The following is an 18251-nucleotide window of genomic DNA, read 5'->3' on the forward strand; positions in this document are numbered from 1 at the left end:
CGGCGCAGCTCGGGGATCGGCCAGCCGACCCAGGCAGCGCGCGAAGAGTTCTTCCATCGCCGCCGCCGGATCGCCGATCGGCTCGGCGCCGATCACCGGCAGATGATCGGCCGGCAGCGCAAACAGCGTTTCAGCCAGGCGCAGCGCACACCCGGCGGCCTCGTCAAAAGGCCGCTTCATGCCGGTTTCCGTGGCGTGCCAGCAGCCTGCAGCCGCTCGATTCCGGCCAGATAGACGGCAAGCTGCCCGGGCGTCAGCTCGGCCACCTGCGCTGGCGTCCACCCGAAATGCCAGGCGAGCAACACGTGCGATTCGCCGATCGCGCTGGCGGCAGCGTTCTGCGCCGCCGAAGGCTCGCGCTCCAGACCGGAAATGCGGTTGACTGCGGCGACCAGAAAATTGACCAGCCCGGCGTGCATCTGGCGAATCTGTTCGAGCGGCAACTGCGGCTCGACGAGCGACTCCTTGACCATCAGCAGCGGGGCGAGCGACGAATCTTCACGCGCGGCACGCGAAATCAGCGCCAGCGTCGCCACTTTCAGCGGGCGCAGGCGCACCTGCCCGCGCCGCGCCGCGCCGCTCTCCGCGCCCGGTTGCAGAATGCTGGCGGGAACCTCGACATCGTAGGTCAGCAGGCTGCCGGCGAGCAGTTCCTGCGCGCTGAGAAGCTGAGCGCTGCCCGCTTCGCCATCGCCCTGGGCAACGTCGTTCATAGCCTGATTGCGGACGGCCTGCATGCGTCAGGAACCTCCGTTGGATCGCGCTGCGGCGCGCTGATCAGCTTTCCTCGTAAGCCACCCGCATCGCCTGGAAGGTGATCGCTTCCATGACGAAGGCGTCGCTCGGAATGTTGTACGTCCAACTGTCGAACTTGACGCCGAAGACCGTCACCTTGGTCTGCTGCTCGGGATGCGCCGGATCCTTCAGCGTCGAAATCAGATTGAACGAGGGTTGGGCAAAGGTCGCTCCGGACGGCGGGCTGACCGCGCCGTCGCCGAGCAGCAGGCGCAACAGCGCGCCATTGACGTGCGCCCGTTCGGCCGAACCCGACACCTTGAGAATGCCGGGTCGCAAGTGCGTCGGGTAGCGCCGGCCGATCTCGTAGAACGGACGAACGTCGCTGCTGATGCTGATCTGGACGTTGGTCAGGCGGCCGACAACGTTCGACAGGTCGTACTGCGACACCAGCGCGTTGGCTGCCTCGCCTTCAGGAGTGGAGGTATCCTCGACGCCGAGGACGAGGACCGCATCGGTAGCGCGCAAGACATCGTTGGGCATGGTCGGATCTCCTGTCTTACTGCAGCGTCATGACGACGCGGATGAAGTCGATGCTGAAGGTCGGCTGGATCGTCATCACGACATTGACCTGGCCGGCGATTTCCTGCGCGCGCGTCGCGGTGACGTCCAGTTGGTAACCGGTAAGCGCTTCGTCTTCGACCATTCCGGTGAGAAAGGCATCGAGCGTCGCCTTCAACGCGGCGCGCACGCGCGAGTTGTTCAGTCGCCCGAGGTAGGGATTGGCCGCCGAGCGTACGCCGTACTTGGCATAATCGACGATGCGGCGCGTCGGAATCGCTGAAAAAGGCTGGCCGACGCCTTCCGTCGTCACGCCCTTGAGAACGCGCAGCCCCTGGCGCGCGACGATGGTCAGCACGTTGCGCTCGATCAGTTGTGCCTGCTGGCCGCGGTTGGCCGACAGGCTGATGCCGGGCAGATTGATCGACTTGTTGGTCAGGCTGGTGTGCACCGGCAGCGCGGCGATCAGGCCGGCGACAGCGGCCGCCGTGTAGGCCGCCGGCAAGTCCGTGCCGTCCGGGTTGCGGATTCCCGGAGCGACCAGAACGAGGCGGCCGTCGGCCAGCGTATGGCCGAGGAAGTCGGCCACCTCGCTGCCCGCGGCACCGATCACGCCCAGCCGTTCGAGGTCGGTTTCCTCGGTCGTTTTGAGGTGACTGAGCAGCACCGCTCCCATCTGACGCGCGTCCTGACCGGCGAGGACGACCAGGTTGACGAGCATGTTCGAAATCGCTTCCAGCCCCGCCGCGTACTCGTCCTCGCCGGCGTCGGCGCCGTTCGCGCCGCCGACGTTGCTGCCCGTGCCGAAGAACGCGGCGACATCGGCGGCCGGTTTCGTTCCGCCATTCGTCGCGTCGGGAACGACGCGCACCAGCCGCGAGCTGCTCGCCTGCACCGCCAGCGTGCGCCCGTCGGGAACGACGTAGCTTTCCTTCAACTGGCCGTGCGTCAGGCTGACCTGCACGCAGTCCGCCGCTTCGACCAGATAGCTGGCGGTCAGCACGTCGCCGGCGACGGCGCGTGGCGCCTCGCCGGGGGCGAAGTCGAGGTCACCGTTCCACACCGTGACAAGCACTTCGCCGGGTTGCGGGTCGGCATGGTCTACGGCGTAGGTCGCAACGACCGTCTGCCCGGCGGCCGGTGCCTGCGTCGCGGCAAAGGCCAGCTCGCTGGTGTTCGGATTGATCCGCACCTCGTTCAGCGCCGGGGTCGCCGCCAGATCGTAAAGAATCGTCCCTGCCGTCACCCCGCTCGGCGGCTTCGCCCCATACGCGCGTAGCGGGCTGCCGCTGCTGTCGAGGACGAGCAGCGAATTGATCGAGGCGACCTGGGCGAGCCGCGGATGGGCCAACTGATAGCTGCCGCCGCTGTTCTTGCCCACCGTCTCGTCGCGCACGACGAAGCGATAGACCAGATCGAAGGTATCCACGCGCCGGGTGTCGCCGCGCACGACCTGAATCCGGTTCTGCGGATTCGGCTGGACGCTGGAATAGGTCAGCGCGGCGAACGACGAGGTCTGCCGCTCGCCGACGATGCGCGCCGGCGCCTTGGCCGGGCTGACCGAAACCTGGATGTCGTTGCCCCAGGAGCCGGGAGTCGTCGCGGCGAGAACGGCAACCGTGTTGCCGGCGCCGTTCTTCAGCGCGAAGCTCGCCGACGCGGCGCGCGGGCTCGCCACACGCACGGCGACGACGGTCGACGCGCCGTTGGCGTAGGCCAGTTGCACAGCGCGCGTCAGCGTCAGCGGATGCGCCCCGTCTTCCGGGCTGGCGTGATTGTCCGCCAGGCCAAAGAGCTCGCGCGCCTGCGCGAAACCGGACAGCGTCATCGGCGTCGCCAGCGGGCCCGACCGGGCGGTGCCGACGATGCCGACGATTCCAGTCGCCACGCCACCAGCGGAGATCAGACCCTCCGCGCGTACGTCGATGTAGGTGCCCGGTACGATCATTTCTGACATAGCGATCTCCTTCGATTTGAGGTCGCTCCACGCGTCAAGCAGCAGTGCGCTCCACGACTTCCCAACACGATCAAAGCCCAGCAGCGAGAGGATAGACAGACCAGCGAAACCGACCTCGTGGGCCGACTATCGCAGAATGGCCGGCCTCCGTCAAATGGACGGCTGGCCGCCGGGAAAGTTCGACAGACCAATAAAATGAGTTGCTTGTAAGGGCTTGTCGCGATCCGGCGAAGCTTGCCGCAGCACCCGGCGGAGGCCGGCCACCGACGGGTGCTGCGCACCTGCCGACGCGGCTGCCAAGACGGCGAGCGACGAACCTACAGCCGCTTGTGCACTAGTTCATAACGCCACGCCGCCAGCCCGAGCGACACTGCGCAGCAAGTCGGGTCGCCCTGGTCGCGAGGCCAATCGGGCAACCCGGTGGCGTTCCACCAGCCGCCAAACGGCTGCCGGCGCAACGCTTCTCTGCCAACACGCATCCCTCCATCTGGAGCACCAGACAAGCATGAACATGAACAAGCTACTGACCCTGGCCGCTGTCGCGATCGGCACCGGCTTCGCCTTACCGGCTGCCGCGCTGACGATCGACGGTAATCTGGCGGACTGGGGAATCAATCCGGCCACCTGGGCACCGGCGCCGGGCTCCGGCATCCACGCGACGATCGAGGACGGCACCGGCGGCGGCGCCTTCTACCTCAACCCCGGCTGGGGCGGCCAGGCCTACGACGCCGAAGCGCTCTACGCGAACCTCTCGCTGACCGACCAGAAGCTCTACATCGCGCTGGCGACCGGGCACAACCCGCGCACGCTGAACCAGCCGTCAGCCAACAGCTACGGGGCGGGCGACTTTGCCATCGACTTCGGCAAGGACGGCAGCTACGAAGTCGGCATCAACATCAAGCACGTCACGAGCTTCGTCAACAGCACGAACTACACCGTCGAGAGCTTCGGCGTCGAAGGTGGCATCTATCGCAACGCGCAGTGGAACTACGGCCTGTGGACCAGCAGCGGCGGCTATACCAATCCCTCCGCACCCGGCTACTCGCCCGATCCCTTGCACCCGACCTACCTGGCCGGCGGCACGCTGGCCGGAATGGCAACACTCGCCTACACGACGACGCCGACCACCGGTTACGGTGCGGCCCCGCTCGATGGACACTATTTCTACGAAATGAGCCTCGACCTGCAAGTGTTGCGCAACAGCGGTTGGCACGACGGGCAGGCGTTCGACATTCACTGGACCGAGAACTGCGCCAACGACAGCATTCTCGTCGACCCCCCCGGCGATCTGCCGGAACCGGGCACTCTGCTTCTCACCGGCCTCGGACTGCTCGGGCTGGTTCATCCGCGCACCAAGAAGAAAGCTGTGGCACGCTGACCCACGGCCATTTCGCACGGAACCTCAGGGGGCGCAAGCCCCCTTTTTTTTTGTCCTCAATCGCCGTGCCGACGGCCCGCCAAGCGCGGCCGGACACGCACCGGCCGACCCCTTGGATCAAGCTTCCCGCTTGCCGACACCAGGCGCGCCGTTTGCCCGTTATCGCCGCAGCCAGCCGCCGATGAGCCCGATTCCCGTCGAGCCGAGGCCGTCGGGCGCGCGCTGGCGGGCAGCGGCCTGAGCCTGGCGTCGCCGCTGGAGCGGTTGATGAGCCGGTCGCACCAGTTGAGTCGGTTCAGTCGGTTCAGCCTCCGAAACCCCGCGAACCTCTCGAGCCCCCAGCACCGCCACCACCCGCGCGTCCCGCCTTGTCGGTGGCGCAGATCGACATCCCGGCCGGTCGTTTCCACATGGGCAGCCCACCTGGCGAAGCCGGCCGCTCGCACGACGAAGGCCCGCTGCACGAGGTGACGCAGGACGCCTTCGCCTGCATGCGTCATCCGGTTACCCGCGGTCTGTACAGAAAGCTGATGCCTGAGGTGAAACGCTACTGGCCGGAGAAGGATGCGGACGACTGGCCGGCCAACGGGATTTCCTGGTACGACGCCGTGCAGTTCTGCAACCGCCTGTCGGACGAGGACGGCTTGGCGCGCTGCTACGAGATCGAAGGGACGAACGTGACCTGGCAGCACACGGCCGATGGCTACCGCCTCCCGACCGAATCCGAGTGGGAGTACTCGCGCCGAGCGGGAAGCGAGGCGATGAAATCCTGCGAAATGAAGCGGACGGCAACGCTCGCCGCGCGCAGCGCGCGGTCGATTTCGTCGTACCAGTCGTCGCCGCCGCGCAGACGCGTGTCATCCCAATAGGCGAGCAGGCCGGCGCGTTCGAGCGGCGTCATGAAACGCTGAAACTGCTGCAGGTGACGCTGGTCCTGGTGGCTGTAGCTGACGAAGATCGTGGTTTGCGGCACGCTTTTCCCCCGAAGTGCGATGGTCGTTTGCCGGCCGGGCGGTTCGTTCGGCGGGCGCGCGGCGGCGCCGAGCGGCGCGCACCCGCCGACGCTTGCCGCGCCGCCCGGTCGCCGTTGCGGCAATGATAAGCGCTCCAGCAAAGTGGTGCAGCCAGCGGCCCGGCCGGACCCCGCCCAGGGCTGCGTAATTCAGGCCAAGCTAAGGTTTTCAGGCTAGAATTTCACTCCCGCCCGAAATCGACGACGATGAATTCAGTCCCTCCCCGCCAGAAAATCGATCGCTTCTTTCTGCTCAGTGGCCTCTGGGTGGCGTTGCACGTCAGCGCCTTCACCACGGCGAAAGCCTACAGCACGCCCGCCGTCGCCGTGTGGACGCTGGCGACGACGCTCAGCTACGCTTTTCTCTACCTGCTGCCGGCGCTGGTCCCCGGCTACCTGCTGCATCGCTTTCTGCAGCGGCGCGGCGACTCGGTCGCTGCGGCACGGCTGCTCGCCGGCGCGCTGATCGGCCTCACCGGCGCGGTTCAGGTGCTGCTGTTCGCCGACCGCGTGATCTACGGCATGTACGGTTTCCACATCAACGGCTTCGTCATCGACCTCGTCTTCTCGCCGGGCGGAATTGCCTCGCTCGGCGCGAGTCGCAGCACCGAGCTGACCGCCGCGGCGATCGCCGCGGCGCTGCTCGTGCTGCAGGCGGCGACCTACTACTGGGCGACGCGCCGCGGAAACCACCGGCTGGAACTGGCGACGCGCCGTTCGCCGCGCGCGCGCTGGCTGCTGCTGGCGCTGCTCAGTCTGGCGATCGGCGAACGCGTTGCCTACGGTTACAGCGCAGCGGTGAATTATCAGCCGATCCTCTTCGCCAGCGAGCGCTATCCCTTCTACCTGCCGACGACCTTCCGCCGGCTTGCTGCGCGCCTGGGAATCGCAGCGCCGGCCGACGGCGGCGAGGGCGTGCACCTGAAGCAGGGCCGCCTGAGCTATCCGCTCGTGCCGCTGCACGTCGAACCGCCGCAGCGCCCGCCGAACATCGTCTGGCTGGTCGCCGAATCGCTGCGTTTCGACTTGCTCGACCGCCAGATCATGCCCGAGTTATGGGCGTTTTCCGAGCAATCGTTGCGCCTGGAACAGCATTACAGCGGCGGCAATGCGACGCAGATGGGCATCTTTTCGATGTTCTACGGCCTGTACGGCAACTACTGGTTTCCGATGATCAAGGCGAATCGCTCGCCGCTCTTGATGGACGTGCTGCAGCAGCAGAACTACCAGTTCAGCCTGCATACCAGCCAGTCGTTTACCTACCCGCCGTTCGACAAGACGGTCTTTCTGCGCATGAACCCGGCCGACATGCACGCGCTGTCGAGCGGCCCGGAACCGTGGGAAAGGGACAGGCAGAACATCGACGACATCATGAAGTTCATCGACCGGCGCGATCCGCAGCGGCCGTTCATGACCTACATGTTCTTCGAGGGAACGCACGCCAATTACACCTTCCCGCCGGACAGCGTGATCGCCCGACCGTATCTGGAGGATTTCAATTATCTGGCGGCCGACTTCGCCGGGCAGATGGCGCAGATCAAGAACCGCTATCTGAACGCGGCGCACCACGTGGACCGCCAGATCGGCCGCCTGCTGGCGCATCTGCGCGAGCGCAAGCTGCTCGACAATACGATCGTCATCGTTCTCGGCGACCACGGCGAGGAGTTCATGGAGCGCAGCAGCCGCTGGGGACACGCCGCCGAGTTCAATCGCTATCAGACGAGCACGCCGGCGGTGCTCTGGATTCCCGGCGAGCCGGCGCGCGTCGTGCGCGGAATGACCAGCCACCTGGACATTCCGCCGACACTGATGGCCCGCCTCGGCGTGCGCAACCCGCCGGCCGACTACGCGCAGGGGCAGGATCTGCTGGCGCCCGATTTCCACCGCAGTTACGCGGTCGCCGCCGACTGGCACCGCATCGCGTACATCGGCGAGAAATACCGCATTGCTTTCCCGGTGAATGCCGCCGGCGTCGTCCGCCAGGAGGTGCTCGACAGCGACGACCGTCCGGTCGAGGATGGTGAGGCGGCAAAAAACCAGATCCGGCCGGAAATGGTCGAAATGATGAACAATCTGACGCGTTTCAGCCGCCCGAGCAGTTGATGCGCTCGCCGCGCGCCTGCGCGCGGCCCGATGGCTGGCGGCCAGCGTTGCACACGCCGGACTTCGCGCGGGGCGAAGCCTGCCGGCGACTGCTGACGGAGGCAGGAAAGCATGGCCATTCATCGCGAAAGGCGCGCCGTCGCACAGCCCGCCGAGACTTTCTTTGATGTCGTCGCCGACGTCGAGCGCTATCCCGAATTCCTGCCGACGATCCGCCGCGCACGCATCGTCAGCCGGCACGCGCAGGGCTACGAAACCGAGCAGAGCCTGGCCGTCGGCTGGCTGATCCACCACTTCCGCACGCGCACCGAACTCGACCGCCCGCACGCCATTCACGTCAGTTCGGACGACCGTTCGTTCTGCCATTTCGACTTGCGCTGGTCGTTCGCGCCGCTCGCCGACGAGCGCTGCCAGGTCGATTTCGCACTCGACTGCGAAATGCGTTCGTTCTTCCTGATGCCGGTGATCCAGATGCTGCTCCTGCCGATGGCCAGCGGCATGGTGTCGGCCTTCGAGGCGCGCGTACAGCGGCTGGCCAGTCAGCGCCTGGGCGGCGGGCGGCAGGCGTAGGCAGCGCCTTACCAGGCGCGCCAATCGCCATGACGACGGCGGCAAGCGGTTAAAATACCGGCCTTCTCTCATCAAGGACTGTGCACCGTGAGCCAGGGGACTGAAACAGGCCGCAGCGATGGCGCGCGCGGCGACGCGGCGGCGACGCCCGCCGCCGGGGTGAATTTCATTCGCACGATCATCGAAAGCGAGCTGGCAGTCGACAAGTTTGTTCAGCGCCGCTGGTCGGGCCGCCCGGGGCCGGGCGCGCAGCAGTTGGCCGGGGCGCTCGACCCGGCGCGCATCAGGACGCGCTTTCCGCCGGAACCGAACGGCTATCTGCACTTCGGTCACGCCAAGTCGATCTGCCTCAACTTCGGTCTGGCGCAGGATTACGGCGGTCGCTGCCACCTGCGTTTCGACGACACCAATCCGGAGAAGGAAGAGCAGGAGTACGTTGATTCGATCGTCGATGCGGTGCGCTGGCTCGGTTTTTCCTGGCAGGTGGACGCCCTCGACGACACGCCGGGCGAGACCAATCTCTACTTCGCCTCGGACTATTTCGCCTGGATGGTCGCTTTTGCCGAGCATCTGATCGCCAGCGGAAACGCCTACGTCGACAGCCAGAGCGCCGACGAGATGCGCGCGACGCGCGGCACGCTCACCGAACCGGGGCAGGATTCGCCGTTTCGCACGCGCAGCGTCGAAGAGAACATGGACCTCTTCAAGCGCATGCAGCGGGGCGAATTCGCCGACGGCACGCACGTTCTGCGCGCGAAGATCGACATGGCTTCGGCCAACATCAACCTGCGCGATCCGGCGATCTACCGCATCCGGCACGCCAGTCACCACAATACCGGCGAGCGCTGGTGCGTCTATCCGATGTACACCTACGCGCACCCGATCGAGGACGCGCTGGAGAACATCACGCACTCGATCTGTACGCTCGAATTCGCCGATCAGCGGCCGTTCTACGACTGGCTGCTGGAAAGGCTGGCCGAAGGCGGCCTGCTGCAGCGTCCGCTGCCGCAGCAGATCGAGTTCTCGCGCCTGAATCTGACGTATATCGTTCTCTCCAAGCGCAAGCTGATCCAGCTCGTCGACGAAGGGCACGTCGGCGGCTGGGACGATCCGCGCCTGCCCACGCTCGTCGGCGCGCGCCGGCGCGGCTATCCGGCCGAGGGTTTCCGCCTGTTTGCCGAACGCGTCGGCGTTTCACGCTCGGAATCGCTGATCGATTATTCGCTGCTCGAGGACTGCATGCGCGAGGTGCTGAACGCTTCGGCCGAGCGGCGCGTCGCGGTGCTCGATCCGCTGCGCCTGATCATCGACAACTACCCGGCCGACGCGGGCGAGGCGTGCAGCGCGCCGAACCACCCGCAGCGGCCGGATCTGGGCACGCGCGCGCTGCCTTTCGGGCGCGAGTTGTGGATCGAGCGCGAGGATTTCATGCTGCAGCCGAGCAAGGGCTATCACCGCCTCTACCCGGGCAACACGGTGCGCCTGCGCTATGCCTACGTCGTCCGCTGCACCCGCGTCGAGCTCGACGCCGACGGTGCGCCGAGCGTCGTGCACTGCGAGTACTTTCCCGATTCAAAGAGCGGGACGGCGGGCGCCGACGCGTACAAGGTGAAGGGCAACGTGCACTGGGTGGCGGTCGCCGGCGCCTGCGCCGCCGAGGTGCGGCTGTACGACCGGCTGTTCTCGGTGCCGTCGCCGGGCGCCCGGCGCGCCGACGATGCGCCGGGCAGCGAGCGCGATTTCCGCGCCGATCTCAACCCGGAGAGCAGGCGCGTCGTCCACGCGCAGCTCGAACCGGCCTTGCGCACGGCGCAACCGGAAGAGCGCTTCCAGTTCGAGCGGCACGGCTACTTCGTCGCCGACCGGGTCGATTCGCAGCCTGGCGCGCCCGTCTTCAACCGCACCGTGACGCTGCGCGATTCGTGGGCCGAGAAGGCGGCGAAGGCGGGGAACGTGGCGCAGGCGGAGAAGACGGCGAAGGCGAAGGTGGAGAAAGCGGCGAAGACCGGCGCCGGCGGCTGAGCCAGCGCGGCTCAGAAGAGCTCGAGGACTTTCTCCAGCGGCCGGCCGACGACCGCTCGCCCGTCGCGCACGACGATCGGCCGCTCGATCAGAATCGGGTGCGCGACCAGCGCCGCCAGCCATTCGTCTTCGCTCAGCGTGCGTCCGGCGTAGTTCGTCTTGAACACCGTTTCGCCGCGGCGGACGAGTTGCTCGGCCGACATGCCGAGCTGGGCGAGCAATTGGCGCAGTTCGTCGGCGCTCGGCGGCGTTTTCAGATAGTCGACGATTTCTACGGCAACGCCCTTTTCGGCCAGCAACTGGCACGCGGCGCGGCTCTTCGAGCAGCGGTTGTTGTGATAGATGCGCACGGCAGGTTCGCTCATGCTTTACCTCCAGACCGGGTTTGACGGAAAACGCCGGGGACGGCCGCGGCGTCTGCTGCTGACGCCGCCGGTCTGCCGGCGTAGCGTCGATCATCGCACGGACTTGCCGGCGCGTGCGCATCGTGCGGCGGCGAGCAGTCGGCACTCATTCAGCGCGCAGCGCGTCGACGGCGTTCAGGCGCGCCGCGCGGCGCGCCGGCAGGACGCCGGCGAGCAGGCCGATGCTGAGCGCAATCGCTTCGGCGAGGAGGACGAAGCTGAGCGGGGTGTGCACCGGCAGCGCCGGCAGCACGAGATGGATCAACTGCGCCAGGCCGACGCCGAGGAGCAGACCGAGCAGCCCGCCGAGCGCCGAGAGCGCGACCGCTTCGCCCAGGAAGAGGCCGAGGATCGTCCGCCGCGGCGCGCCAAGCGCGACGAGCAGGCCGATTTCACTCGTCCTTTCGCTGACCGCGATGGTCATGATGGTAACGATGCCGACGCCGCCGACGAGCAGCGAAATGCTGCCCAGCGCGCCGACCGCCATGGTCAGCACGGCGAGGATCCTGGACAGCGTGCGCAGCATGTCTTCCTGCGTGGTCAGCGTGAAGTCCTCGCGTCCATGGCGTGCGACGAGCGCCTGGCGGACGCGCGCGCTGACCGCGGCGACCGGTACGTCGGCTTCGTAGGAAAGGTCGACCTTCATCACGCCGTCGCGGTTGTAGAGTTCGAGCGCGCGCGCGGTCGGAATGTACGCGGCGTCGTCGAGGTCGAAGCCGAGGATCTGCCCTTTCGCTTCGAGAACGCCGATGACGCGAAACTGCAGGCTGCCGACGCGTACGCGCGCGCCGAGCGGGTTGGCGCTGCCGAACAGTTCCTCCTTCAGCTTGGCGCCGAGGACGACGAAGGCGCGCGCGTTTTCGGCCTCGTCGGCGGGCAGGAACTGACCGCTGCGCACGCGGATGGCGAAGACCTTGAGCATTTGCGCGCCGACGCCATTGATTGTCGTCCGGCGCAGGCGTCCGTTCGCGCTCACCTCGCTGTTACCCCAGACGGTCGCCGTCATGCCGGTGATGTGCGGCAGCCGTTCGAGCGCGCGCGCGTCGTCCAGCGTCAGCGGGCGAACCGAAGTCGGGATGCCGGCGGGCGAGTGGCCGGCGGTCTTCGTGCGGCCGGGCGCGACGCTGATCACGTTGGTGCCGAACTGGGTGAACTCGGCCAGGACGAAGCGATGAATGCCTTCTCCGATCGAGGTGAGCAGGATGACTGCGGCTATGCCGACGGCAATCCCGAGCAGGGTCAGGAAGCTGCGCAGCCGGTGCGCGCCGAGCGCACGCAGGGCAAGCTGCAGCGAGTCTTGCGGGCGGATCATCGTGGCCTGGCCATGGTTTTGCGCGGGCGCCGCTCAGCGCCTGGCGAGCGCCTGCACCGGGTCGAGCCGGGCGGCCCGGCGCGCCGGCTGGACGCCGAAGAGGACGCCGGTGGTGAGCGCCGTGGCGAGTCCGGCGATCACCGCCCAGGCGGGCGGAAAAGCCGGAAAGGCGGGAAAGAGCTGACGAATGATCGCCGCGCCGGCGTGCCCGAGGAGCAGGCCGACCAGCGCGCCGGCGATCGAGAGCATCGCGGCTTCGGCGAGGAAGGCGTTGCGGATCGTCGCCGCGCTCGCACCAAGCGCCTTGAGCAGGCCGATTTCGGCCGTCCGCTGGGTGACCGAAACGAGCATCACGTTCATCACCAGGATGCCGGCGACGGCCAGGCTGATCGCGGCGATTCCGGCGACCGCCAGGGTCATCGTTCCGAGCAGACGGTCAAAGGTCGCCAGCACGGCGTCCTGGGTGATCACCGTGACGTCGAGTTCGCCTTCGTGGCGCAGGCGGATGATCTCGCTGACCTGCGCCTTGGCCGAGTCGATCGCTTCGCGGCTGCTCGCTTCGACCAGGATGCGAAACAGCGTGTTGCTGTTGAACATCGCCTGCGCCAGCGGCACCGGCAGGATGACCAGTTCGTCGGTGTTCATGCCCAGCCCCTGGCCGCTCGCAGCCAGCACGCCGACGATGCGGAAGCGCCGGTCGCCGACGCGCACGAGCTGGCCGAGCGCATTCTGCCGGCCGAACATCTCGTCCTGAATCTTGGCCCCGATCACCGCTTCCGAGGCGCCGCGCCGCCAGTCGCCGGTGACCAGAAAGCGCCCGTGCGCCAGGCTGAGGCGGCGAACCTCGACGAACTCGGCGGTCGTTCCGACGACGGTGACTTCGCGCAGCTTGCCGCCGTAACTGATCTCCGAAGTGCCGACGGCGAGCGGCGCGGCGCGGTACACGCTGCTCGCCCGGAGCAGCGCCTGTGCGTCGTCGATCGTCAGATCGCGCGGCGTGCTGGTCACCGCGTTGCCCGGATTGAAGCCGCCGGTCTGCGAGCGGCCGGGCAGGACAATCACCAGGTTGCTGCCGATCGAGGAAAATTCGTTCAGCACGTAGCGCCGTGCGCCGTCGCCGAGCGCGGTGAGGACGACAACCGCGGCGACGCCGATGGCCATCGCCAGGACGAGCAGAACGGTACGCAGCGGATGGCCCGCCGCCGCGTCGCGCGCGAAACGGATCAGGTCGGCGCTACGCATGGGCCAGGCGTCTCGCTGCCGTGCCGCCGGTCGTGCTGCAGCAGGCCGTCTTCCATCAGCAACTGGCGCTGCGCGCGCGCGCCGAGTCCGGCGTCGTGGGTGACGACGATCAGCGTCACGCCGCGCTCGTTGAGCGTTTCGAGCAGGCGGACGACTTCTTCGCCGGTCGCCCGATCGAGGTTGCCGGTCGGCTCGTCGGCCAGGATCACCGCCGGCTGCATGATCGTCGCGCGGGCGATCGCGACGCGCTGTCGCTGCCCGCCGGAGAGTTGGTCGGGACGATGATCGGCGCGGTTCTCCAGCCCGTAGTCGCGCAGCGCGCTGGCGATGCGCTCGGCGCGCCGGCTCGGAGCGATTCCGGCGAGGACCATCGGCAGGGCAATGTTTTCCGCCGCCGTCAGCCGCGGAACGAGATGAAAGCTCTGGAAGACGAAGCCTATGCGTTCGCTGCGCAGGCGTGCCTGCTCGTCCGCGCTGAGCGTCGTCACGTCGCGCCCGGCAAGCCGGTAGGTGCCGGCGTCGGGGCGGTCGAGCAGCCCGAGCAGGTTGAGCAGCGTCGATTTGCCGGAGCCGGAAGGCCCCATGACGGAAACGTATTCGCCGCTGGCGATCTGCAGGTCGAGCCGGCGCAGCGCGTGTACCTCGCTGTCGCCGAGCCGGAAGACGCGCTCGATTCCGGCCAGTTCGATCAGCCCGGAAGTCATCGATTACTTGCTCGTCGGTCCCGGCCGGGGGTCGATCGTATAGGCGGCGCCAGCGACGACACCGGCGCGCTCGAGCGAAGTGACGACGCGCTCGCCCGGAGCGAGCCCGGCGAGCACCGCGGTGTACTCCCAGTTGGCGAGGCCGGGCTTGACCTGACGCTCGGCGAGCCGCCCGTCGCTCGCCGCGACGAGCACGCGGCCGCCTTCGAGCAGGGCCGAAGTCGGCACGCGAACGACGTCCTGACGCACAGCGAGGACGACTTCGAGGTCGGCGCTGTAACCGACGAGCAGCTTGCCGGGGGCTGCCGGATCGTCGAAGACGGCTTCGATGTCGACCGTGCGCGCCTGCTTCTCGACCGCCGAGACGTACGGCGCGACGCGTCTGACACGGCCCGGAAACGACTGCCGGGGCAGCGCGTCGAGGCTGATGCGCACCGCCTGGCCGGGGCTGATGCGCGGCGCATCGACCTCGTCCATCGGCGCCTTGACGTAGAGGCACGAGTCGTCGATCAGGTCGATCGCCGGCGGCGTCGGCACGCCCGGCGGCGAAGGCGTCGAGTACTCGCCGACTTCGCCGACGATCTTGGCGATCGTTCCGGCAAACGGCGCGTGCAGGATCGTCCTGCCCTGCTCGACGCGCGTCACGCCGACGCGCGCTTCGGCCTGCGTGACATCGGCGCGCGCCGCGGCGCAGCCGGCGCGTCGGGCAAGCGCTTCGCTGCGCGCGCTTTCCTCGCGCGCCGTCGAAACGAAGCCGCGCGCGCGCAGCGCCGCCTGCCTGGCCGCCTCGCGTTCGGCGTTGTCGGCCACCGCGCAGGCCTCGGCAACGCGCTGCCGGGCGGTCGCCACCTGCGCCATGGCGAGCGCGCCTTGCGCCTTCTGGTCGTCGTTCCAGAGCTTCATCAACAACTGCCCGGCGCGCACGCGATCGCCCTCCTTCACCGCAAGCACTTCGATGCGCCCGCCGCTGATCGTCGACAGACGCGTGCGCTGACACGCTTCGACGGTTCCCGCGCGCGTGTTGGCGATCGTCGACTCGACCAGGCCACGTCCGATCTCGCTGACGACGACGGCGACCGGCGGCGGGCGACTGATCCACCAGACGCCGCCGGCGATGAGCAGCGCGACGGCAGCGGCGATCAGGACACGCGGGAGAAAGGAAGCGGACATGAGGCAACTCGACAGGCTAGCGGGAGAAGGCCGGCAGCAAGACCAGCAAGAGACCGGCAGAACATCGGTGCGCATCGGCCGGATCAGCGCTGCTCGCCCGGCCAGCCCGGTATGGTCCGCCGAAACCGCCGGCCAGGCAAGCACTGCGCGGCGAAAAACGCCGCCGGCAAGTCGTCCTGGCAGTGGCTGTGGCAGCGGCTGAGGTGCGTGCTAGAATCGCCACCCCGCTCCGGACAGGCCGCCAATGTCTTCGCTCAATCCCGCCCAGCGCGCTGCGATTCGCTACCTCGACGGGCCGCTGCTCGTGCTCGCCGGCGCCGGTTCGGGCAAGACGCGCGTGATCACCGAAAAGATCGCTTATCTGATCGACACCTGCGGCTTCAACCCGGGCAATCTGGCGGCGATCACCTTCACCAACAAGGCGGCGAAGGAGATGCAGGCGCGCGTGGACAAGCTGCTCGCCGGCCGTTCGACGAAGGGGCTGACGATTTCGACCTTCCATTCGCTCGGCGTGCGAATTCTGCGCGAGGAAGTGAAGGCGATCGGCTACAAACCGAATTTCTCGATCTTCGACGCCACCGACTGCTTCGCCGTTCTCGCCGAAATCGCCGGCAGTACCGACAAGGCAACGGTCCGCCGCCTGCAGACGCTCGTTTCGAACTGGAAGAATGCGTTGGTTACGCCCGAGCTGGCGCGCAAGAACGCGCAGAACGAGACTGAACTGCGCGCCGCCGATGCCTTCGCCGCTTACTGTACGACGCTGCGCGCGTATCAGGCGGTCGATTTCGACGACCTGATCGCGCTCCCGGTGACGCTCTTGCGCGACCACGCGGCAGTGCGCGAGAAGTGGCAGAATCGCTTGCGCTACCTGTTGATCGACGAGTATCAGGATACCAACGCAGCACAGTACCAGATGCTCAGGCTGCTCACCGGCGCACGCGCGGCGTTCACCGCGGTGGGTGACGACGATCAGGCGATCTATGGCTGGCGCGGCGCCGACATCGCCAACCTGCGCGAGCTGCCGCGCGACTATCCGAACCTCAAGCTGATCAAGCTCGAGCAAAACTACCGCTCGAGCGTGCGCATCCTGCAGGCAGCCAACGCGCTGATCGCACACAACGAGAAGCTTTTCGACAAGCAACTGTGGTCCGAACTCGGTCCGGGCGAACCGATCACCGTCAGCGTCTGCGCGAATGGCGAGAAGGAAGCCGAGTCGGTAGTCATGAAACTGCAGGCGCACCGCTTTCAGCAGCGCGGCGCGTTCGGCGACTACGCCATTCTCTATCGGGGAAATTTTCAGGCGCGCGCGCTCGAACAGTTCCTCCGCGAGCAGCGCATTCCCTACCTCGTCTCCGGTGGCCAGTCGTTCTTTGACAAGACGGAAATCAAGGATCTGAGCTGCTACCTGCGGCTGCTCAACAACACCGACGACGATCCGGCCTTCCTGCGCGCAGTCAGCGTGCCGCGCCGCGGCGTCGGCGCCGCCACGCTGCAGGCGCTGGGCAACTACGCCGGGCAGCGCCAGCGTTCGTTTTTCGCCGTACTCGGCGAACACGGTCTGGCGCAGCACGTGCAGGAGCGCCAGCTCGCGCCCTTGCTCGAATTCCACGATTTCATCGAGCGTTTCCGCCAACGCGCGGCGCGCGAGGCGCCGGCGCTGGTGCTTCCCGAGCTGCTCGCGGCGATCGGCTACGAAGCCTGGCTACTTTCCCAGGACGAGCCGCGCACGGCGCGCACGCGCTGGGCCAACGTCGTCGAGTTCGTCGACTGGCTGGCCGCGAAAGGCGCCGAGGAAGGCAAGACGCTGAGCGAAGCGACGCAGGCGATTGCCCTGGTCAACATGCTCGACCGGGCAACGCCCGAGGTCGACGCGGTTCGTCTGTCGACGCTGCACGCGGCCAAGGGACTGGAGTTCAAGCACGTCTTCCTGATCGGCCTCGAGGAAGGCATTCTGCCGCACCGCGAAGCGCAGATCGACAACCGGATCGAGGAAGAACGCCGTCTGATGTACGTCGGCGTGACGCGCGCGCAGCGTTCGCTGCACCTGAGCTATTGCGAGAAGCGGCGGCAAGGCCGCGAACTGATTCCCTGCCGAAGCTCGCGCTTCATCGACGAGCTGGGGCGTGCCGACCTGCGTTTTTCGGGCGGCGGCGAGCCCGGCCCGCCCGACCGCTCGCTCAACGCCGAGCGCTTCGCCGGACTGAAGGCTATCCTCAACAAGCAGGCCGGGTAAGTCGCGCCCGGCGCGCGCCGGCGAGTTGCCGCATCGCCGAGCAGTCGATACTGCGCGGCTGCCCGGCGCGGCGCTCGCCGCGCCGGTGTCCTGCCTGCGCCTTACCTGGCGAGACCGACCAGGTGTTCGACGGCGGCTTTCAGCTCGGCTTCGCTGAGGTCGGCACCGCCACCCTTGGGCGGCATCGCGCCCTTACCGTTGGTGACGCTGGCGAGCAGCGCCGCCGCTCCGGTGGCGATGCGCGGCGCCCACGCCGCCTTGTCGCCCGCTTTTGGCGCGCCCGCTGCGCCGCTGGCGTGGCAGGCCATGCACACCGTCTGGTAGACGGTGGCGCCGTCACGTGGTGCCCCGTCGGCTTTCGCCGGCGCCGCTTTGGCGAGTTCGAACCTGGCCACTGGCTGGATGCGCGCGTCGGCGTCGTCGCTGCTGCCGACCGCCGTGCCGCCCTTGCCGAGCTTTGCCAGCGGCCAGATGACGACGATCAGCAGAAGAGCGACGACGATGGTGATGAACAGGATCGCGCCTGAGGAGTGTTGTTTCTGAGCCATGCCAAGTCCTTGGTATTCCGCGGGTTAAAGCGCCGATTGTACCGCCCTTTTGCGCTGCAAAAAAGGGCTTGGCTGGACTCCTCTGGACTCCCCCGGGCAAACCGGTTAAGCTTCCGCCCCGGTACGCGCCCGTAGCTCAGATGGATAGAGTACTGCCCTCCGAAGGCAGGGGTCGGACGTTCGAGTCGTCTCGGGCGTGCCACCGATTCAATGGCTTGACGGACCAGGGGAGAGCGTCCCGGAATCTGTACGAAATCCAGCCGAAGTCGCTGTTCAGATCGACCGGATCGCACGACACAT

General features: G+C 67.4%; 16 protein-coding genes, 1 tRNA gene and 1 pseudogene. 7 read left to right on the forward strand and 11 right to left on the reverse strand.

Translation table 11 applies throughout. The features are described from left to right. The 4 genes from Q1L59_RS11885 to Q1L59_RS11900 all read right to left on the reverse strand — a co-directional run. A partial coding sequence (locus Q1L59_RS11885) for a hypothetical protein (protein WP_300332462.1) occupies positions 1 to 180 on the reverse strand: 180 nt, incomplete at its 3' end. Then, positions 177 to 713 (reverse strand): hypothetical protein, encoded by a 537-nt coding sequence (locus tag Q1L59_RS11890; protein WP_300332464.1) that lies wholly within the window; start codon positions 711 to 713, stop codon positions 177 to 179. The genes Q1L59_RS11890 and Q1L59_RS11885, both read right to left, overlap by 4 nt. Positions 714 to 777: 64 nt before the next feature. Then, a complete protein-coding gene (locus tag Q1L59_RS11895; RefSeq protein ID WP_300332465.1) occupies positions 778 to 1278 on the reverse strand; it encodes a hypothetical protein in 501 nt (166 codons plus the stop codon). Between the two features lie 16 nt (positions 1279 to 1294). Next, on the reverse strand, positions 1295 to 3253 hold the full coding sequence (locus Q1L59_RS11900; protein ID WP_300332467.1) for a phage tail sheath C-terminal domain-containing protein: 1959 nt from the start codon (positions 3251 to 3253) through the stop codon (positions 1295 to 1297). A gap of 505 nt (positions 3254 to 3758) precedes the next feature. Here Q1L59_RS11900 and Q1L59_RS11905 point away from each other — a divergent pair. Together Q1L59_RS11905 and Q1L59_RS11910 are read left to right on the forward strand one after the other, a co-directional pair. Further along, positions 3759 to 4631 carry a hypothetical protein gene (locus Q1L59_RS11905; RefSeq protein ID WP_300332469.1) on the forward strand — a complete coding sequence of 291 codons (873 nt, stop codon included), beginning with the start codon at positions 3759 to 3761 and terminating at the stop codon, positions 4629 to 4631. Between the two features lie 374 nt (positions 4632 to 5005). Then, positions 5006 to 5389 (forward strand): annotated as a pseudogene (locus tag Q1L59_RS11910) (SUMF1/EgtB/PvdO family nonheme iron enzyme); the annotation flags it as partial. Here the strand turns inward: Q1L59_RS11910 and Q1L59_RS16755 are convergent. Beyond that, a complete protein-coding gene (locus tag Q1L59_RS16755; RefSeq protein ID WP_366145651.1) occupies positions 5335 to 5532 on the reverse strand; it encodes a TIR domain-containing protein in 198 nt (65 codons plus the stop codon). The pseudogene Q1L59_RS11910 and the gene Q1L59_RS16755 overlap by 55 nt on opposite strands. A gap of 318 nt (positions 5533 to 5850) precedes the next feature. Between Q1L59_RS16755 and Q1L59_RS11915 the strand changes: the two genes are divergently transcribed. The 3 genes from Q1L59_RS11915 (at position 5851) to Q1L59_RS11925 (ending at position 10338) form a co-directional block, all read left to right on the forward strand. After that, positions 5851 to 7746, forward strand: a complete 1896-nt coding sequence (locus tag Q1L59_RS11915; protein WP_300332471.1) for a sulfatase-like hydrolase/transferase — start codon at positions 5851 to 5853, stop codon at positions 7744 to 7746. Positions 7747 to 7857: 111 nt separating this feature from the next. Continuing rightward, on the forward strand, positions 7858 to 8316 hold the full coding sequence (locus Q1L59_RS11920) for a type II toxin-antitoxin system RatA family toxin (RefSeq protein ID WP_300332472.1): 459 nt from the start codon (positions 7858 to 7860) through the stop codon (positions 8314 to 8316). 87 nt (positions 8317 to 8403) lie between these two features. Then, entirely contained in the window at positions 8404 to 10338 is a 1935-nt protein-coding gene (locus Q1L59_RS11925; RefSeq protein ID WP_300332474.1) for a glutamine--tRNA ligase/YqeY domain fusion protein, read from the forward strand. 11 nt (positions 10339 to 10349) lie between these two features. Here Q1L59_RS11925 and arsC read toward each other — a convergent pair whose 3' ends face one another. From arsC to Q1L59_RS11950, 5 genes are all read right to left on the reverse strand, one after another. Next, positions 10350 to 10703 carry an arsenate reductase (glutaredoxin) gene (gene arsC, locus Q1L59_RS11930; protein WP_300332476.1) on the reverse strand — a complete coding sequence of 118 codons (354 nt, stop codon included), beginning with the start codon at positions 10701 to 10703 and terminating at the stop codon, positions 10350 to 10352. A gap of 145 nt (positions 10704 to 10848) precedes the next feature. Next, a complete protein-coding gene (locus Q1L59_RS11935; RefSeq protein ID WP_300332478.1) occupies positions 10849 to 12054 on the reverse strand; it encodes an ABC transporter permease in 1206 nt (401 codons plus the stop codon). A 33-nt stretch (positions 12055 to 12087) separates the two neighbouring features. After that, complete coding sequence (locus Q1L59_RS11940) at positions 12088 to 13296, reverse strand: ABC transporter permease (protein WP_300332480.1); 1209 nt, start codon at positions 13294 to 13296, stop codon at positions 12088 to 12090. Beyond that, positions 13278 to 14000: an ABC transporter ATP-binding protein gene (locus Q1L59_RS11945; protein WP_300332482.1), complete on the reverse strand. Its 723-nt coding sequence runs from the start codon at positions 13998 to 14000 to the stop codon at positions 13278 to 13280. The genes Q1L59_RS11940 and Q1L59_RS11945 overlap by 19 nt, the downstream gene beginning before the upstream one ends. A gap of 3 nt (positions 14001 to 14003) precedes the next feature. Then, entirely contained in the window at positions 14004 to 15170 is a 1167-nt protein-coding gene (locus Q1L59_RS11950) for an efflux RND transporter periplasmic adaptor subunit (protein ID WP_300332484.1), read from the reverse strand. Positions 15171 to 15414: 244 nt separating this feature from the next. Here Q1L59_RS11950 and Q1L59_RS11955 point away from each other — a divergent pair, with 244 nt between their 5' ends. Beyond that, on the forward strand, positions 15415 to 17403 hold the full coding sequence (locus Q1L59_RS11955; protein ID WP_300332486.1) for a UvrD-helicase domain-containing protein: 1989 nt from the start codon (positions 15415 to 15417) through the stop codon (positions 17401 to 17403). Positions 17404 to 17504: 101 nt separating this feature from the next. On the opposite strand, the gene Q1L59_RS11960 is transcribed toward Q1L59_RS11955, so the two are convergent. Next, positions 17505 to 17951, reverse strand: a complete 447-nt coding sequence (locus Q1L59_RS11960) for a c-type cytochrome (protein ID WP_300332488.1) — start codon at positions 17949 to 17951, stop codon at positions 17505 to 17507. Between the two features lie 125 nt (positions 17952 to 18076). Between Q1L59_RS11960 and Q1L59_RS11965 the strand changes: the two genes are divergently transcribed. Continuing rightward, positions 18077 to 18153, forward strand: a tRNA-Arg gene (locus Q1L59_RS11965). Positions 18154 to 18251 lie beyond the last annotated feature (98 nt).

Source organism: Accumulibacter sp., assembly GCF_029255125.1.
In the GTDB taxonomy this organism is placed as follows: Bacteria; Pseudomonadota; Gammaproteobacteria; order Burkholderiales; family Rhodocyclaceae; genus Accumulibacter.

Bases quoted from the DNA above. Each gene is read 5' to 3' on its own strand.
- Q1L59_RS11935 (WP_300332478.1), bottom strand. From the start codon at position 12,054: ATGATCCGCCCGCAAGACTCGCTGCAGCTTGCCCTGCGTGCGCTCGGC.
- Q1L59_RS11890 (WP_300332464.1), bottom strand. From the start codon at position 713: ATGAACGACGTTGCCCAGGGCGATGGCGAAGCGGGCAGCGCTCAGCTT.
- arsC (WP_300332476.1), bottom strand. From the start codon at position 10,703: ATGAGCGAACCTGCCGTGCGCATCTATCACAACAACCGCTGCTCGAAG.
- Q1L59_RS11900 (WP_300332467.1), bottom strand. From the start codon at position 3,253: ATGTCAGAAATGATCGTACCGGGCACCTACATCGACGTACGCGCGGAG.
- Q1L59_RS11915 (WP_300332471.1), top strand. From the start codon at position 5,851: ATGAATTCAGTCCCTCCCCGCCAGAAAATCGATCGCTTCTTTCTGCTC.
- Q1L59_RS16755 (WP_366145651.1), bottom strand. From the start codon at position 5,532: ATGACGCCGCTCGAACGCGCCGGCCTGCTCGCCTATTGGGATGACACG.
- Q1L59_RS11905 (WP_300332469.1), top strand. From the start codon at position 3,759: ATGAACATGAACAAGCTACTGACCCTGGCCGCTGTCGCGATCGGCACC.
- Q1L59_RS11920 (WP_300332472.1), top strand. From the start codon at position 7,858: ATGGCCATTCATCGCGAAAGGCGCGCCGTCGCACAGCCCGCCGAGACT.
- Q1L59_RS11895 (WP_300332465.1), bottom strand. From the start codon at position 1,278: ATGCCCAACGATGTCTTGCGCGCTACCGATGCGGTCCTCGTCCTCGGC.
- Q1L59_RS11950 (WP_300332484.1), bottom strand. From the start codon at position 15,170: ATGTCCGCTTCCTTTCTCCCGCGTGTCCTGATCGCCGCTGCCGTCGCG.
- Q1L59_RS11940 (WP_300332480.1), bottom strand. From the start codon at position 13,296: ATGCGTAGCGCCGACCTGATCCGTTTCGCGCGCGACGCGGCGGCGGGC.
- Q1L59_RS11955 (WP_300332486.1), top strand. From the start codon at position 15,415: ATGTCTTCGCTCAATCCCGCCCAGCGCGCTGCGATTCGCTACCTCGAC.
- Q1L59_RS11960 (WP_300332488.1), bottom strand. From the start codon at position 17,951: ATGGCTCAGAAACAACACTCCTCAGGCGCGATCCTGTTCATCACCATC.
- Q1L59_RS11945 (WP_300332482.1), bottom strand. From the start codon at position 14,000: ATGACTTCCGGGCTGATCGAACTGGCCGGAATCGAGCGCGTCTTCCGG.